Here is a 17524-nt window from a genome sequence, read left to right as displayed (position 1 = left end):
ACATGAAAAATATTAATAAAAAGGTAATTTTAGCACTAAGCACAATAGTGTTACTTTTTTCTTCGTGTGCCGATGACCTGGACACTAAGCCAAAAGTAGAATTATCGTTAGAAAATCTTTTAATAAAAGATCCTAATGCTATACAGGGGCTTTTATCTAAAATGTATGGTACGTTTGCATTATCTGGCCCATCTGGCCCGGATAGTTCTGACATTAGTGGACCTAACGCCGGAGAAACCGCTTTTTTAAGGGGTATCATCAATCTTCAGGATTTTACTGCCGATGGCATGAAAAACCGTTGGGGAGATGATGGCCTTGACCAGCTTACTACTGCATCTAACTGGGATCCTAACAATAAGTTTTTCAGGTATTTGTATGACCGTGTTTACTATATAGTACCACAAACTACGAATATTATACTGGCTCTCGAAACTGTAGATGTGCCTAATGAAGCACAGGTAACGAGTGAGCTTAGGTTTATAAGGGCTCTTGCTTATTACTATATGATAGACTGTTTTGGTAAAGGTGTTCTTGTTAACGAAAGCAATTTTGGAAGCACAGTGCCATTAACAGAATCTTCGAGGACAGAATTATTTACATATGTAGAGCAGGAACTTTTAGCAATAGAAGGCGATATGCCGGCAACTAACGGTTACGGAAGGGCTAACAAGGCCGTTGTACGTATGTTATTAGCTAAATTGTACCTAAATGCAGAAGTATATACAGGCACAGCCCGCTGGAACGATGCGCTTAGCTATACAAGTAAAGTGATAACAGAAGGCAACTATACATTAGCACAAAACTTTGTGAGCAACTTTTCCGGAGATAATAATACATCTACCGAAATTATTTTCCCTCTTATTGCAGATGCTGTTGTAAGCCAGAGTTACGGTAACACTACCTACCTTGTAAATGGTTCTACAAGTACAGAAACCATGAACATTAACGATTTTGGCACTACCGATGCGTGGACAGGCCACAGGGCAACTAAAGCATGGTACAGCCTTTTTGGTAACCTTGCTACATCTACAGATGATAGGGCAAAATTATTCTGGACAACAGGCCACACCTATGAAATGACCGATTATAAAGAGTGGAGCAACGGTTATCCTGCAGTAAAATTCAGGAATAAAAACTTTACCGGTACATCAATCTCAACATCGTTCTCAGGAACAGATTTCCCAATGTTCCGCCTTGCAGATGCGTACTTAATGTATGCCGAATGCGTGAAAAGAGGTGCTTCGGGAGGATCTGATTCTCAGGCTTTAGATTATGTAAACCAGATTAGGACAAGAGCCCATACGAGTACAATAACATCCGGAGAGCTTACCTTAAACTTTATCCTTGACGAAAGGGCACGCGAGCTTAACCTTGAAGGCCACAGAAGGACAGACCTTATACGCTTTAACAAGTTTACAGGCGGTTCTTATTTATGGCCATGGAAAGGTAATACAGTAAACGGAACATCAATACCAGACACTTACAAGCTGTTCCCTATTCCGGCAACTGCATTGCAGTCTAACCTTAATTTAACCCAAAATCCTGGTTATTAATCTTCGAATAAAAGAATATGAAAAATATAACTAAACTATTCATTTTACCGCTATTGCTATTTGCGGCGGTATCGTGTAGTGACGACGACAACAAAACTACCGTTGCCGGATTAACTGCCCCTACGCTAAGTTCTGCACAAAGTGGCACGGCATTGGTACTTACACAAGCTACACAGGACGATAATGCAATTACGTTAGACTGGACTAATGCTGCATTTACCCTACCTACAGAAATTACTTATACAGCAGAAGCATCTCTTGCGGGAACACAATTTGATTCGATAGTTGTTTTAGGAAGAAGCACTACCGGAACACTGTCGTTAAGTGTTGCCGAATTAAATGGGTATGCAGTGCAGGCAGGCCTTACCTCTAATAATCAGGGACAGCTTGATATTAGGGTAACAGCCTCCATAGGTACATCAAACACGATAGCTTTACCCTCTAATGTATTAACTTTTACTATAACGCCTTATACTAATGCTAACCCTAAAATTTATCTTAGGGGTAACTTTACAGGTGCAAGTGGCTATGGCCCGGATTGGGGAGACAATACAACACCTCCTTTCTTAGAAGCTAATGGTTTTGGCTCTACAGCTTTTGAAGGTTTTATATATATGAATGTTGCAACACCAGAATTTAAATTAATCCCTACCAATGTGGGCTTCGACGGCGATTATGGTGATGCTGCTGCAAGTGGTGCCAGTGGTGTATTGGTTCAGGAGGGTGAAACAAACATTAAACCGGGTCCTGCAGGATATTATTACATTAAAGCAGATACTGATGAGCTAACATATAGTGCCACAGCTACCGTTTGGGGAATTGTAGGCAATGCTACTCCGGGAGGATGGGATAACAGCACACCAATGACTTATGATGCTGCTACAAAAAAATGGACAATTACCGCAGTGATGTCTGCACAAACTGCTCCAAACGATGGCTGGAAATTCAGGGCTAATAATAACTGGGACATAAGTCTTGGAGATGCTGTTTTAAACCAGACAGATGGTAAACTGATACTTGGTGGCGGAAGCAACATAGGTATTGCAACCGCGGGAACGTATAAAATAACTTTAGACCTAAGCAATCCAAGGGCCTATACTTATACAATAGAACGTCAACCATAAATTTATATAAAGGCTGCCTGCAAAGGGCAGCCTTTTATTAATTAATAGATATGAAAAAATTTATACTCTTTTTATTCTTAGTAACCGGCATGCTTAGCCAGGCACAAATTACTACCAGCCCCGCGCCTGCCATTGCTAATGCTCCCGTTACATTAAACTTTAACAAAGCGGGCACGCCGCTGGCCAGCTATACCGGCACTATTTATGCACACATAGGTGTTACGGTAAACGGGGCACGCTGGCAGCGCGTTATAGGAGACTGGGGTCAAAATAACGTACAGCCTGCGCTAACATTAGTATCGGGCACTAATTACAGCCTTGCACTGGGTACAGATTTGTATACCTACTTTGGCGTACCTGCTACCAGCACCATATCAGAGATATGTGTTGTGCTAAGGGCGGCAACAAACAGCCCCCAAACCACAGATACGTTTTTACCTGTAGGTGCTTTTCAGGTAAATCTTACCGCACCGGCAGTAAACAGCACAACCATAATAAACTCCGGAGGGAGCTTTACGGTAAGCGCAACTAATACAGGTGGCAATGCCAGCTACAACTTAGCCTCTAATGGGGCAACCGTAAATTTAAATACTGCTACAACAAACTACAGCTATACGCAATCTAATATTACGGCAAATCAAAATTATACCTTAACAGTAACATCGGGAACAGAGGTTGCCGTAAGAAACTTTAGTGTTATAGTAAATCCCAATACTGTTACGGCCGCATTGCCTGCCAATGTAAAAGATGGTATTAATTATGACCCTGACAATGCTACAACTGCCATATTAGTACTTAATGCACCGGGCAAAGATTTTGTGTACGTTGCAGGAAGCTTTAATAACTGGCAGCCATCATCGGCGCATGCCATGAAAAAAGACAGTGCTACCGGCAAGTTCTGGTTAGAGCTTACAGGCCTTACGGCAGGTCAGATAGAAACCTATCAGTACTGGGTGGTAGACCAAACGCCTTTTACAAACTCTCAGGCAATGGTTAAAACCGCCGACCCGTTTTCTACTTTAGTACTTTCTCCTTATGACGACCAGTATCTTACCGCTGCACAATACCCTGACTTACCTGTATATCCGGCAGGCCAGAATTTTGATGTAACAGTATTGCAAACAGCGCAGCCGGCGTACAACTGGCAGGTAACAAACTTTGTTAAGCCTGCTAAAGAAGACCTTATTATTTATGAAACCTTAGTAAGGGATTTTGACAGCGAAAAAACGTGGGATGGCCTTGCCGCAAAAATAGATTATTTTAGAGGGCTGCATATAAATGCCATACAGCTTATGCCTGTAATGGAGTTTGAAGGCAACATATCATGGGGCTACAACACGGCTTTTCACATGGCAAATGATAAAGCCTATGGTACTGTAAACAGCATGAAAGCCTTTATAGACCTGTGCCACCAAAATGGCATTGCCGTTATACTGGATGTGGCATTAAACCATGTTTATGGCCGTTCTCCGCTTAACCGCATGTGGTGTAACGACCCGGATGGCGACGGTTTTGGCGATACTACAACAGAGAATCCTTACTGTAATGTTGTGGCAACGCACTCTTACAGCGTGGGTACAGATCTTAACCACCAGAGCCTGCTTACGCAATATTATGCAGAACGTACCATAGAGCACTGGATGAACGATTTTCATATAGATGGTTTCCGTTGGGACCTTACAAAAGGGTTTACCCAAAACTGTACTAACAACGAAACCTGTACGAATGCTTATAATGCCGACAGGGTTGCCATTCTTAAACAATATGCCGATCATCAATGGGCAATTGATCCTGATTTTTATGTGATATTTGAACATCTTGGTGTGGGTACAGGACCTAACAGTTCGGCTGCTGAAGAAACAGAATGGGCAAACTACCGCGTGGGCGAAGGAAAAGGAATAATGCTTTGGGCTAACTTTAACCCTGCTTATAACCAGCTTACCATGGGCTATGCCGACAACAGCAACTTTAACAATATAGACTTTGAAAACAAAGGCTTTACAGCACCAAGGGCTGTAGGTTATGCCGAGAGCCATGACGAAGAAAGGCTTATGTATAAAAACCTGTTATATGGCTATAACTTTGGCGGCTATAACGCCAGCGATCTTACCACTGCCCTGCAACGAACGAAAGCATTAGGGGCTGTATTTTTAACTGTACCCGGCCCTAAGATGATATGGCAGTTTGGCGAGCTTGGCTATGACTATGGCATTAATCGCTGTCCTGACACTACTTATAACGTGGCCTGCCGCACAGACCCTAAACCTGTACCATCAGAAATTGGGTACACAACAGATCCTGCAAGGTTAGCAATATATAACACCTGGGCACAGATAAACAACCTTAGGCTAAACAATGCTGTATTTCATACTACTACCTTTACAGTAACATCCGGCACGCTTACACCAAGGATTGATATAACAAACAATGCCCTGGCAGATGATACATTAAAATCGGTTGTGGTGCTATCCAATTTTAGTGCAAGTGCACAAACTATTGCCACTAACTTACCACTTGCCGGAGACTGGTATAACCTTATGGACAACAGCATTGTTGCAGCAGGCACAACATCTATTACACTTCAGCCTGGCGATTTCAGGATACTTGGCAACAGGGCTGCAAACATATTAGGCAACGAAACAGTTGCTACTACTAAAGCGGCACTATATCCTAACCCTGCCAACACACAGTTTAGCATAAACATCCCTGCCGCAAAAGTAGATGTATATGCTATAACAGGACAGCTGGTAAAAAGCTTTGGTATAAATGCTGCCGGTAATCTTTATGATGTAAGTATGCTAAGCAAAGGTATGTACCTTGTAAAAGTTACAGATGCTGCTAACAGGCAAAGCACCGTTAAGCTTGTTAAAGAATAATTTTTTCGAGTTAGTTAGATAAGTTAAGTTTCGCAAAGGGCTTCCTGCAAAGGAGGCCTTTTGTTATTTATATCATAAACGGCTGTGATAATAAAAACCTAAGCTGTACTTTTAAGTTTGATACAATAGCTTTATTCATGAAAAAGATACTTTTTATACTTCCCCTGCTCCTGTTTTTTACAATGTGCAAAAGTTCTAAAACCACCACTGCGCCAGTAAAGGAAACAGTAGAGGTACGTTACCGCGACGATTTTAGGGCTGCCACAGCAACAGAGAAAACAGCAGTATTAAAAAGCCTGAAAGCTGCAGCTGCCAATTACTCTGTTTTAATATTTACCCAAAATTTTAAAGGAGAAAAAATCGTAGTAAGCAATGCTACAAAAAAACTATATAGCGATTATGTAATATCTAACCTTAAAACAGGTATTGCAGATAAAACCCGTATAGATAATACCGTTGACACTAAAATATACGATAACCTTACAAAAAAAGAGTTTGTATTGTTAGCAAAAGATGCTGCAAAATATAAGTTTATTTACCTAATGAAAAACCCGGGTGGCGAAACCACGTTTATAGTTACCTATAGCAATACTTTAAGGCCGCTACAGGAATAGGTTTTATATTCAACTATTACTTTTAAAATTCTATATTTAAATAAGATGTTCAATACTTTGAACTTGTCCTGACTCTTTTGATTGAAGCGAAAAATAGAGATTTTTGTTTCAGATTTTGGCTTTTTTGCATTGCATAGCAGCGCTACGGAATAATAAAACAGGTAAAATATAAAGCAAAAAAATCATTTTGTAGCCAATTGAAAAAAGTCAAGATAAGTTCTTTATTAAGTTGGCATAATTTTAGACAAATCGGTAATTATGCACTAAACAAATATCTGCTTGTATATACAAGGTAATATTTGCTAAATTTATCGCTTTACCGGCAGTTGGTTTACACCTGCCGAAAGCCTTAGATAAAGCAGCCGTTGATGTTTAAATACACTTACATATTTTTAACTATATTCTTATTATTTATAGCCCCTGTATTTGCACAAAATAAACTGCAAAAACAGGCAGACAGCGCACAGGCAGTTTTCATGACCATTCGCATAGAGGATACTACTCAGATACTGCAGACAGGAAATTATATTATAAATAATACCTCATCATATAACCAGAAGTTTGATGTATTGGAAAGAACTTCTGTTATGTATTTTCTGGTAAATAACCTCAACAAATCTATAGCTTACGCCTTTAAGGCAAAAGATATGGCAGAAAAATCTGCCGACCCTGAAATGATGGCTCAGGGTTATGGTTCTATAGCAAACCTGTACTCTCACCTTAACTTAACCGAAAAGGCCCGCCCCTATTTAAACCAGGCCATACAACAAATAGAAAGAATGCCGCAGGGCGATAAAAAATTCCGTTTAAAGGCATTAAGCCACCTTGAATTGGGAAACCTCGACCTGAATGACAAAAATTATAAAGGGGCAAATAATAATTACAAACAATCGCTACAGCAATTTAATCTTGTAAAAAATATAGACAGGAGTAACTACCATTACAGGCGGTCGCTTTATAACATAGGCAATTCTTACAAGTACTTAAGACAAACAGATTCTGCCGAAATTTACCTTACTAAAGCTCTTGCAAAAAAAGGCAATGAAGAAACCGACCTTAAATACTTTATTAATGCTTCATTGGCAGAAGTATATAGCCTGAGGGGCGAGTACAAAAGATCCATTGACACATTACAGAAGGTATTAAAAGATCCGGATTTTGACATAATCACTCTTAAAACAGATATTTACCTCACCCTTTCACGCAACTATAAAAGCATTGGCGACAATACAAATTATACTGTTTATAACGAAAAGCACATTGCACTGCGAGATACGGTAAAAAGCAATGAACTTAAAGCTATAAATACAGCCTTTAATGTAGAACAAAAAGATTTTTCGGCATCAATACAAGAGTCCGAAAAAAATAACCGCTGGCTTGTTTACGGTATTATAGGTATTGTATTAATTAGCTTTTGCACCATTATTTACATCAACCAAAAGAAAAAAAGGGAACGTTTAGTATATCAGTCTATAATAAAAAGGTTAAAAATCCAGGCTGAAATTTTACCCGTTTCAGACGAGGATATACAAGAAGACACTAAATCTATATATAATGTACCCACCTTGGTAGAAGAAGAAATACTGGATGGGCTCCAAAAATTTGAAGATACAGAAGGCTATCGGAATCCAAAGCTTACTGTTTCTATGCTTGCCGTACAGTTAAAAACTAACCCGGCCTACCTTTCGGCAGTTATTAAATCGCAAAAAGACAAAAACTTTAATACCTATATCAACGAGTTGCGCATTCGTTATATATGCAATAAAATACACACCCATCGCGAGTACGAAAAATACAAAATAAGCTACCTTGCCGAAGATTGTGGCTTTACCTCGCACAGTGCATTCTCTACAGTATTTAAAAAAGTAACTGGTATTTCACCTTCTGTATTTTTACGTGAGGAAGAAAACAGCTACGCAAACAAATCTTTAGCCTGATTTTAAACTACTATAAATTAGTAGTTTAAAATTTTTACTGTTTCAAAATATGATATTTTGAAAGCCTTGTAAAATTTTAAGGACCGCCTTTTATATATCTTTAGAACCGAAACTAAAACTATCAGTTATGAAGAAGAAATTACTATTTGCAACTTTATTATTAGCAGGATCGCTATCTGCATTTGCACAGGAGTCATGTGCAAACGGCACCGTATCAAACAATACTGCCAATGGAGAGAATATATCTGCAGGCGATGTAAATAATGAATACTCAGGGGCTACAGATTTTGATGTACCGTTTGGCAAAGTATTTACAGCAAGCAGTATTAACTTTAACGTGCTTAAAGGACCGGCCGATGTTACTTATGTAAACATTACGTTTTACACAAGTGTGAGCGGGGAGCCGGGAGACGTTATAGAAACGTTTACAAATGTTGTACCCACAAGCCAGGAGTTGGCTTATGAGGTAACCGGAGAAGCTTTTGATGCCTATACGATTACTGTAGACCTGCCAACAGATCATGTATTCCCTAAAGGTAAATATTTTGTGGAATTAGCTGCAGCCCCGGGCGATGAAACTGCTATAGGGTGGGAAATTGGATTAGAAACCCAGACGTCAGGTGTTTTTGATTTTGTAAAAAACCGTGACAGGTTTGGCAATATAATCTGGGGCGGTGGCGGATACTACAGCAAAGTATTCCAGATAATGGGTGAGTGTGCCGATTCTGGAGAGACTTTGCCTGATTATGGTGAGGAATGTAACCAGTCCAACGCATCAAACAACCATCAGGGTGGTGTGTCTTTCTTTGATTTTGGACAAATACTTTCTTTAGCTGATGATTTTGTGGTTCCGGCTAACACAACATTTACCCTTACCGATTTTACATTGCATACTATGCTATTAGGACGCATGAACAACGCAACCATAAAAATAAGGAGTTCACAATTTTCTACTCCAAGTACTGTACTGTACACTTTTACAAACAAAGGCCCTGAATACACACAATATGACGGCACTATACCTGTTCCAGGTTCAGACGCCTATACTGTGGCGGTGCAGACAAACTTTTCGTTTGATGACGAACCTATAGAACTATCTGCAGGTACTTATTTTATAGAAGTAATACCTACCCCTAATTATAGTGATTATATGGTATGGGAAACTACTACGCTTCCCGGCATAGGCGGATACGGCTTTACATCTGGTACAGATGGCAACACATGGAACGTTCAAACAGGTAAAAACTTTGTATTTGATGTAAAAGGATTTTGCAGGTCATCTTTAGGTACTGATGCGCCTAAGGCTGTAAATCTTACTTATTACCCTAACCCGGTAAAAGATGTTTTACAAATCACTTCTCAAAAACTGGTAACCGGCGTAGCTATACACAATATACAAGGCCGCGAAATAAATGGCTACAGTTTAAATAACAATACTGTTAATATGCAGTCGCTTGCAAGTGGCTTATATATTGTAAAAGCCCAGCTTGAAGATGGTACTACAGAAGTTTTTAAAGTATTAAAAGAGTAATTTTTTTATATTTTATAGTGTATTTGAGATCCGGCCTGCAAGAAATTGCAGGCTGTTTTTTTTATTTAGCCACTATTTTCCAGCGGGCATCCCTCCACTCTTTTTGCTCCTGTTTACTAAGAAACGACCAGGCTACAATACGGGTAGATTTATTACCGGTGCCCATCTCTATTGTTTTAACATCTGTTGCCTTAAAATCTTCCAAAGCCTTGTAAATACCCTTTAAGTTAGATTGCTTAGATACTAATGTAGAGAACCAGTAACAGTCTTTAGAAAATCTTTTACTATCGGCAATCATTTTATGTATAAACCGGTGCTCGCCACCTTCATAAATAAGTTCGTTGCTTATTCCTGCAAAATTAAGTTCTGGATTTTTTATCCTTTTCCCTGATAAATTTTGCACTTTCCTTTTAGTTCCTGCGTGTGCATCCTCAGCCGAAGCGTGAAATGGCGGATTGCATACTGTAAGGTCTGCTTTTTCATTTGCCGCTATTATACCATCAAAAAAAGCGTTGGGGTTTTTCTGCAGCCTGCATTCAATTTTACCTGTAAGCTGCGGGTTAGTATTAATAATATTTTGTGCAGCGGCAAGAGAATCAGGACTTACATCTGTAGCTATAAAGTTCCAGCCGTATTCTGTAACCCCTATAATGGGATATATACAATTAGCGCCTGTACCTATGTCTATGCACGTAATTTTATTACCCTCCGGCATTCTGCCAAAGTTACTTTCCTTTAGCAAATCGGCCATGTAATGTATATAATCTGCCCTTCCCGGAATGGGAGGCACAAGATTTTGATCGGGAAATTCCCAGTACTTTATTCCGTAATAATAATTCAACAGTGCCTTATTTAAAAGTTTTACAGCAACTGGGTTCGAAAAATCTACCGAATCATCTCCGTATTTATTAGGCTTTACATACTGAGCCAACTCAGGGACTGCAGCCACAAGGGCATTAAGGTCATACCGATCACGGTTTTTATTTCGTGGATGTAATGTTGTTTTTTCCTGAGGGCTGTTTTCTAAAGACATAATTTAACGTATTATAGCTGCATAATTAGCAGCCACTTAAAGATAATAAAAAAGGACAAAGAAGAAATAAATCTGCTTTGTCCTTTAACCTGTGGAGAATATCGGAGTCGAACCGATGACCTCTTGCATGCCATGCAAGCGCTCTAGCCAGCTGAGCTAATCCCCCATTTTGAGTTGGCAAATATAGTATAAATAAATTTTAGAATACAACTGTAAAATGCAAAATTCTAAAAATATATTGAGGCGTATGGGCTATCGTTAGCTGCCACGTGTTTTAAGCCATCCGGTAATGCTTAAGCGCTCTCTTTTTACAGGCTTTACCTCATGCTCCAGTACCTGGCTTTCAAACACTACAAGGCGGCCCTGTAACGGATAGATATCCTTACTGGTTTCTGCACCGTCCTGATTAAAGTATAAAGTAAGCTCGCCACCATAGTCCGGTTTCCAGTCTTCATCATTAAGGTAGCAAACAATGCTTAGTTTCCTGCTGCTGTCGTTCATAAAAGTATCCAGGTGGCGCTTGTAAAAAGTACCTTGCGGGTAAACTGCATAGTGAAACTCCTGTTTTGCAATGCCCATAAAACAGGTACGGTTAAGGTATTGCGTAAAATCCTGAAGTTTATCAAAAAAAACTCGCTCTGCACCTTCCGCATTGGCTTCATCCAGCCATAATATAAAGTCGCCACGCACAGCATCGATAATCTTCTCGTTTGCCTGGTTGCCTATGGCCGACTTTTTAAACTGGTCTTCCTCATACTTTTGCAGCAACGCACTACGCAGCCCCAGTACTTCTTCTGCCGAAAAAAAGTTATCTACAATGCTGTATTTATGCTCCATCAGCCCATCAATAACCTTTTCATACAGCGGGTTAAGTGCAAATTCCTCCATAACATAAAGTCTTTTAACTACTGGCAAATATAGCAAAAACCAATACGCTAATAACGCCGTGTAACTAAGCCAATTATTTAGTAAATTTGCAGCCTTAAAGCATACCCATGAGCAATATAAGGATTACCAAACAATTTACTTTTGAAACCGGCCATGCACTTTACGGCTACGATGGCAAATGTAAAAACGTGCACGGGCACAGCTATAAACTGTCGGTTACAGTTATAGGCAAACCCATAACAGATGTTAGCAATGTAAAATACGGTATGGTGATTGACTTTGGCGACCTTAAAAAAATTGTAAAAGAGGAAATTGTGGATATTTTTGACCACGCCACGGTTTTTAATAAAAACACACCCCACGTAGAACTGGCTAAAGAATTAAGCGACCGCGGCCATGATACAATTCTGGTTGACTACCAGCCTACCAGCGAAAATATGGTAATTGATTTTGCCCGAAAAATTAAGGCGCAGTTACCGGAAAATATAAAACTGCACTCGTTAAGGTTACAGGAAACCGACACCTCTTTTGCAGAGTGGTTCCAGAGCGATAACGAGTAATTTTATCTGCGGTAAACACTTTTATATTTAGGCAGAAGTTATATTGCTACTACTGTCTGAAGTCAAAATCTATCATCCATTCAAAGCCATATTTATCTCTAAACATACCAAAATAAGAACCCCAGGGGCTATCGCCAATAGGCATTTCTACTTTTCCACCAGCCGAAAGCCCATTAAATAAAGCATCGGCTTCTTCTTTACTTTCTGCGGTTATTGATATCTTAGTCCTGTTTTCATTCTCGTTTACCTGCCCCATAAATTCAGGAACATCGCTTGCCATTAGCACACTATTGTTCCCGACAGGCAGAGAAATATGCATAATCTTATTTTCTTCCTTTTCAGGCACGGGATATTCGGGGTTTGAAAGATCTTTAAAACGGCTTACTACCGCGAACTCTCCGCCAAATACCGATTTGTAGAAAGTAAACGCTTCTTCTGCATTTCCGTTAAAATGTAAATAAGGGTTTAATTGTGGCATAGTTGTTTAGATTTTAAGTTGTTGTTCGTTATATACCTAATTCGTACAGTTATATAAACTTACAAAAAATCTGAACATAAAATTCACAGCAATATTTTCAGCGTTTTCATAATTATCTAAAATTCGAATTTTAGACTATTTCCAAAATTCATCATTAAGATAAAAAACAGTATCAATAAAATATAAAACGTCGTTCTTTGTCAATACATTTTCATCATGCAAATCTTCTAATATAATTCCAAGTTCTAAGTTTTGATAATCATTATTCCTAATATTTTCAAAACCATTAGAAGTTAAAAATAGCCTGACATCATTTAAATCAGTATTTTCTTTAGTTAAGACGAACTGTTGTTTCACTACGGCATACAAGATATCGTTTTCTGCTACAAAACCTCTTAGGTTATAGGCTGTGTCAGGAAAGAAAAAATTATGAAGTAATAAATTATGGAAATAATCCTGCCATGAAGAATAGTATATGGCGTCGTTTAGTTTAATGACATAATCAGCATCTTTAAGGTAAACCCGTTGTTCGGCTCCCTCACTTACGTATTGAGAAAAATCAATGTCTGTTACCCAAAGGTTATTTTGAGTGCAATAAGCTTCTAACCTCTTTGTTTCTTGTTCTTTGAATGCTTTGCGTTTTCAGCTTTCGGGCCTGTTGGCGTGCCATTGCCAAGGTAACTGGCAATTGGTTGGATAGTTGTTCCAAAGCTAACTGTGCTCTTTCCTGAAATGATATTGTATAGTTCATCTTTTAAACGATTTTGCATCTATGCAAAGATATGAAAATTATTTACCTTTAATTCCTACTCAAACACCATACTCAACATATCCAGTGCTTTTTTAAGCGACTTAATATTCTCCCAGGTAAGCAGCAAGCGCAGGCCGTTCTTAGTTTGCTTTTCTTTCATTTTACTTACGGTAGGGTACTGCTGTACAAACTTAAGCACATTACGAAAGTTAGCCGACTGGTAGTAGTCCGATTGCTGGTCGGCAACAAAATAGCCTACCATTTTACCCTGTTTTAAGATCAATTTTTCGATACCCATTTTAGTAGCCAGCCACTTAATGCGCATACTTGTAAGCAATGCCTGCGCCTGTTTTGGCAATGGCCCAAAGCGGTCTATCAGCTTTTTCTCAAAAGCAATAAGTCCTGCTTCATCTTTAATATCGCCTAATTCGTTATAAAGGCTAAGGCGTTCTGTAACGCTGTTTATATACTCATCCGGGAATAACAGCTCAAAGTCGGTATCTATTTGCAGGTCTTTTACATATTCCTTTTCGGTGTCGCCATCTACCTCATCATATAAGTGTTTAAACTCATTTTCTTTAAGTTCATCAATAGCCTCATTCATTATCTTCTGGTAGGTTTCAAAGCCAATTTCGTTTATAAAGCCGCTTTGTTCGCCACCCAGTAAATCTCCGGCACCACGAATTTCAAGGTCTTTCATGGCAATATTAAAGCCACTGCCCAGTTCGCTAAACTGCTCAAGGGCCTGTATACGTTTGCGGGCATCTTCGGTCATGGCGCTATACGGCGGCGCTATAAAGTAACAGAAAGCCTTTTTGTTACTCCGGCCTACGCGCCCGCGCATCTGGTGGAGATCAGACAGCCCGAAGTTATTAGCATTGTTTATAAAAATAGTATTCGCATTAGGCACATCAAGCCCGCTCTCAATAATGGTAGTTGCCACAAGCACATCAAAATGGCCTTCCATAAAGGAAAGCATAAGCTCTTCCAATTTTTTGCCGTCCATTTGTCCGTGGCCCACTCCTACCCGTGCGTGCGGCACAAGGCGCTGAATCATACCAGCAACTTCTTTAATATTCTCAATACGGTTATGAATAAAAAATACCTGCCCGTTACGCTGAATTTCATAAGATATAGCATCACGGATAATCTCTTCGTTAAAGCCTACAACCTGGCTTTCTATAGGGTATCGGTTAGGTGGCGGAGTTGTAATAACCGACAGATCTCTTGCTGCCATAAGCGAAAACTGAAGCGTTCGCGGTATAGGCGTTGCAGTAAGGGTTAGCGTATCTATATTATGCGCTATTGTCTTTAGCTTGTCTTTTACGTTTACACCAAATTTTTGTTCCTCGTCTACTATCAGCAGGCCAAGGTCTTTAAACTGTACGTTTTTGTTTACCAGCTGGTGTGTACCAATAAGTATATCTACCTTACCTTCGGAAAGGCCTTTTAAGGTTTCCGATTTCTGCTTTGCCGTGCGGAAACGGTTAAGGTATCCTACGGTAACCGGCATATCTTTTAGGCGTTCGCTAAAGGTGCGGTAATGCTGGTAGGCCAGAATGGTAGTGGGTACTAAAATGGCTACCTGTTTGCCGTTATCTACAGCTTTAAAGGCAGCACGAATGGCAACCTCTGTTTTACCAAAGCCCACATCGCCACATACCAGGCGGTCCATAGGACGCTCGCTTTCCATATCGGCTTTTACATCGCGGGTAGCCGTTATCTGGTCGGGCGTATCTTCATAAATAAAAGACGATTCCAGCTCTGATTGCAGGTAACTGTCGGGCGAATATTTATAGCCTTTCTCCAGCCTGCGCTTGGCATATAGCTGAATAAGGTTGAAAGCAATGTGCTTAACACGTGCCTTCGTTTTGTTTTTAAGGGCTTTCCAGGCTCCACTTCCCAGTTTATATATCTTGGGCGGTGCGCCGTCTTTACCATTGTATTTGGATATTTTGTGCAGCGAGTGAATGCTTACATACACAATATCATTATCGGCATACACCAGTTTAATGGCTTCCTGTGTTTTGCCCTCTACCTGAATTTTTTGCAACCCGCCAAACTTGCCTATACCGTGGTCTATGTGCGTTACATAATCTCCAACTGATAGTGAGTTTAACTCTTTAAGCGTAATGGTTTGTTTTTTGGAATACCCGTTCTTGATGCTGAATTTATGGTAGCGTTCAAAGATCTGGTGGTCGGTATAGCAGGCAATGAGGTTTTCTTCATCTATGAACCCTTCATAAATAGGGAAAACAATGGTTTTATATTGCTTACGAATGTTTTCGTGGCTGGCTTCGTCCAGGCTTTCAAAAATATCATGAAAGCGTGCAGCCTGAGCCTCATTGGCACAAAATATATAGTTTTTATAACCGTTGCTGTTGTTATCGCTCAGGTTATTAAGCAGCAGGTCGAATTGTTTGTTAAACGATGGCTGCGGCTGTATGTAAAACTCAAACTCTTTCTGGGTTTTGAATATTGGCTTGGCGCCGAGTTCTACCAGAGTAAAATCTAAAGCTTTTTTTACAAAAGTGCGTTGGTTAAGGAACAACTCCTCGGGTGCAGCATGTCTAATATCTTTAGACAGTTTATCAAAAGCCTCGGTGGCCTTATCAAACATGGTATCTAACTGGGCAAGCAGCGCATCTGTATTCTGGATAAATAGCACGGTGCGTTCGCTAATGTAATCAAGGAAACTCTCACGCTTTTCATTCAGCGTTTTGTTCTCCACATTCGGGATTACCGATATCTTTTTCTTTATCTCTAATGACAGCTGCGAAGCCACATCAAACGAACGGATGCTGTCTACCTCATTACCAAAAAATTCTATACGGTACGGGTTGTCATTACTGAAAGAAAACACATCGACAATACCACCACGTACGGAAAATTCGCCCGGTTCGGTTACAAAATCTACACGGCGAAACTCATATTCAAACAAAACCTCATTAATAAAGTCGATAGATACCTGATCGCCCACCGCGATCTTAAGGGTGTTCTTGTCAAGTTCCTTTCGGGTAACCACCTTCTCGAACATGGCTTCGGTATACGAAACTACAATCGCGGGTTTCTTGCGGGAGTTAATGCGGTTAAGCACCTCGGCACGTAAGAGCACACTTGCGTTATCGGTTTCTTCTATCTGGTAGGGGCGACGAAAAGACCCCGGATAAAACAGCACGTCTTCCTGCCCTACAAAGCGCTCCAGGTCGTTTAGGTAATAGGCGGCCTCCTCTTTATCCTTAAAAATAAGAAGGAACGGCAACTCACTTTCCTGGAAAAGCGGGTCTATAACAAATGATAATGCCGAACCTAAAAGACCATTTACATGTATCTTACCTTCACGCTGCTGTAATGCGGCAGCAATTTGTTTTACTTTGGGCAGCTGCCCGTATGTATGTAATATTTCGTTTTTCAATTGGTAGGTTTAGTAGCGTTTGCAGCTTTACCCACAGGAGCCGCCGGCGGTGTTAGCTGCCTTGCCTGTGGCAAATTAGTTTGTGGTGCTCCCGGCTGGGGCGTAGTTGTTTGCGGTGTGGCTAATCGCGGAATCATAGCGTCCGGGTTGGCCATACGGGTAGTATCGAGTGCGCGAAGCATCTCTTCTTCACCCTGCTCTTTTGGTATTTCACTAATGCTGATAATCTCGTCAAACTGGTTTTCCAGTGCCGTCAATTCGTGGGTTATTTCGCCAATAATGGCTATAACTTTTTTATCCGGTATAGTCTCTATATTTATGTACGTGTACAACGATTTTATTTTAGTAATAAGCACCCCCATACGGGCACGCACCTGTGGCTTGTTGAAAAATACAGGCACATTGTTTCGTAGCAAATCGGCTTTGGCAACAAGCGTTTTAGTTTTTTGCAAATAAGCATTTATAGCATTGCCCGCAGGCTTTTGCCTAAGCTCGTTGTTAAACTGCTCCCACTCGTTCCAGGTGCTTATGCGTTGGGCTACTTTTGGGGTGGGCGCAGGCACATCAAACCTCCAGGCCGCGCTAATCACTTTTAATATAGAATCGTTTTGTTTCTGGGTGCGCTGTGTCTCGGCAATGCGTTGTTTTTCATCATCCTGGCAGGACAGCACGGTTATAGATAAACACAGGAACAAGACTATTTTTAGGTACTTCATGTTTTTGTAATTGCATAGCAAATTTACAAATCTCAGGCCAAAGTTTTA

Annotated in this window: 12 protein-coding genes, 1 tRNA gene and 1 pseudogene; 7 read left to right on the top strand and 7 right to left on the bottom strand. The window is 40.2% G+C overall.

Going from position 1 to position 17524, the window contains the following annotated elements; genetic code table 11:
• Positions 1–2: 2 nt before the first annotated feature.
• The 6 genes from F565_RS0111080 to F565_RS0111055 all read left to right on the top strand — a co-directional run bounded on the left by F565_RS0111080 (position 3) and on the right by F565_RS0111055 (position 9635).
• Entirely contained in the window at positions 3–1553 is a 1551-nt protein-coding gene (locus F565_RS0111080) for a RagB/SusD family nutrient uptake outer membrane protein (protein ID WP_020213295.1), read from the top strand.
• A 17-nt stretch (positions 1554–1570) separates the two neighbouring features.
• On the top strand, positions 1571–2677 hold the full coding sequence (locus F565_RS22370) for a SusE domain-containing protein (RefSeq protein ID WP_020213294.1): 1107 nt from the start codon (positions 1571–1573) through the stop codon (positions 2675–2677).
• A 50-nt stretch (positions 2678–2727) separates the two neighbouring features.
• Positions 2728–5553 carry an alpha-amylase family glycosyl hydrolase gene (locus F565_RS0111070; protein ID WP_020213293.1) on the top strand — a complete coding sequence of 942 codons (2826 nt, stop codon included), beginning with the start codon at positions 2728–2730 and terminating at the stop codon, positions 5551–5553.
• A 137-nt stretch (positions 5554–5690) separates the two neighbouring features.
• On the top strand, positions 5691–6167 hold the full coding sequence (locus F565_RS0111065) for a hypothetical protein (RefSeq protein WP_020213292.1): 477 nt from the start codon (positions 5691–5693) through the stop codon (positions 6165–6167).
• 368 nt (positions 6168–6535) lie between these two features.
• Positions 6536–8104, top strand: coding sequence for a helix-turn-helix domain-containing protein (locus tag F565_RS0111060; protein WP_020213291.1), 1569 nt, complete (start codon positions 6536–6538; stop codon positions 8102–8104).
• A 127-nt stretch (positions 8105–8231) separates the two neighbouring features.
• Positions 8232–9635 carry a T9SS type A sorting domain-containing protein gene (locus F565_RS0111055; RefSeq protein ID WP_020213290.1) on the top strand — a complete coding sequence of 468 codons (1404 nt, stop codon included), beginning with the start codon at positions 8232–8234 and terminating at the stop codon, positions 9633–9635.
• Between the two features lie 61 nt (positions 9636–9696).
• On the opposite strand, the gene rlmF is transcribed toward F565_RS0111055, so the two are convergent.
• From rlmF to F565_RS0111040, 3 genes are all read right to left on the bottom strand, one after another.
• On the bottom strand, positions 9697–10668 hold the full coding sequence (rlmF, locus tag F565_RS0111050) for a 23S rRNA (adenine(1618)-N(6))-methyltransferase RlmF (RefSeq protein WP_020213289.1): 972 nt from the start codon (positions 10666–10668) through the stop codon (positions 9697–9699).
• Positions 10669–10760: 92 nt separating this feature from the next.
• Positions 10761–10834 (bottom strand) — tRNA-Ala (locus F565_RS0111045).
• A gap of 92 nt (positions 10835–10926) precedes the next feature.
• Entirely contained in the window at positions 10927–11556 is a 630-nt protein-coding gene (locus F565_RS0111040) for a 2OG-Fe(II) oxygenase (protein WP_020213288.1), read from the bottom strand.
• Between the two features lie 107 nt (positions 11557–11663).
• On the opposite strand from F565_RS0111040, the gene F565_RS0111035 reads away from it, so the two are divergent.
• Complete coding sequence (locus F565_RS0111035; protein ID WP_020213287.1) at positions 11664–12116, top strand: 6-pyruvoyl trahydropterin synthase family protein; 453 nt, start codon at positions 11664–11666, stop codon at positions 12114–12116.
• A 49-nt stretch (positions 12117–12165) separates the two neighbouring features.
• Here F565_RS0111035 and F565_RS0111030 read toward each other — a convergent pair whose 3' ends face one another.
• The 4 genes and pseudogenes from F565_RS0111030 to F565_RS21505 form a co-directional block, all read right to left on the bottom strand.
• Positions 12166–12594, bottom strand: coding sequence for a VOC family protein (locus F565_RS0111030; RefSeq protein ID WP_020213286.1), 429 nt, complete (start codon positions 12592–12594; stop codon positions 12166–12168).
• A gap of 135 nt (positions 12595–12729) precedes the next feature.
• A pseudogene (locus F565_RS23030) lies at positions 12730–13161 on the bottom strand (putative polyvalent protein kinase domain-containing protein); the annotation flags it as partial.
• A 239-nt stretch (positions 13162–13400) separates the two neighbouring features.
• Complete coding sequence (mfd, locus tag F565_RS0111020) at positions 13401–16727, bottom strand: transcription-repair coupling factor (protein WP_231559605.1); 3327 nt, start codon at positions 16725–16727, stop codon at positions 13401–13403.
• A 29-nt stretch (positions 16728–16756) separates the two neighbouring features.
• Positions 16757–17476 carry a hypothetical protein gene (locus F565_RS21505; protein WP_020213282.1) on the bottom strand — a complete coding sequence of 240 codons (720 nt, stop codon included), beginning with the start codon at positions 17474–17476 and terminating at the stop codon, positions 16757–16759.
• Positions 17477–17524 lie beyond the last annotated feature (48 nt).

This window comes from Flavobacterium rivuli WB 3.3-2 = DSM 21788 (genome assembly GCF_000378485.1).
Taxonomy (GTDB): Bacteria; Bacteroidota; Bacteroidia; order Flavobacteriales; family Flavobacteriaceae; genus Flavobacterium; species Flavobacterium rivuli.
The sequence above is the reverse complement of the archived record's forward strand: the minus strand, read 5'-3'. Positions and strand labels throughout refer to the sequence as shown.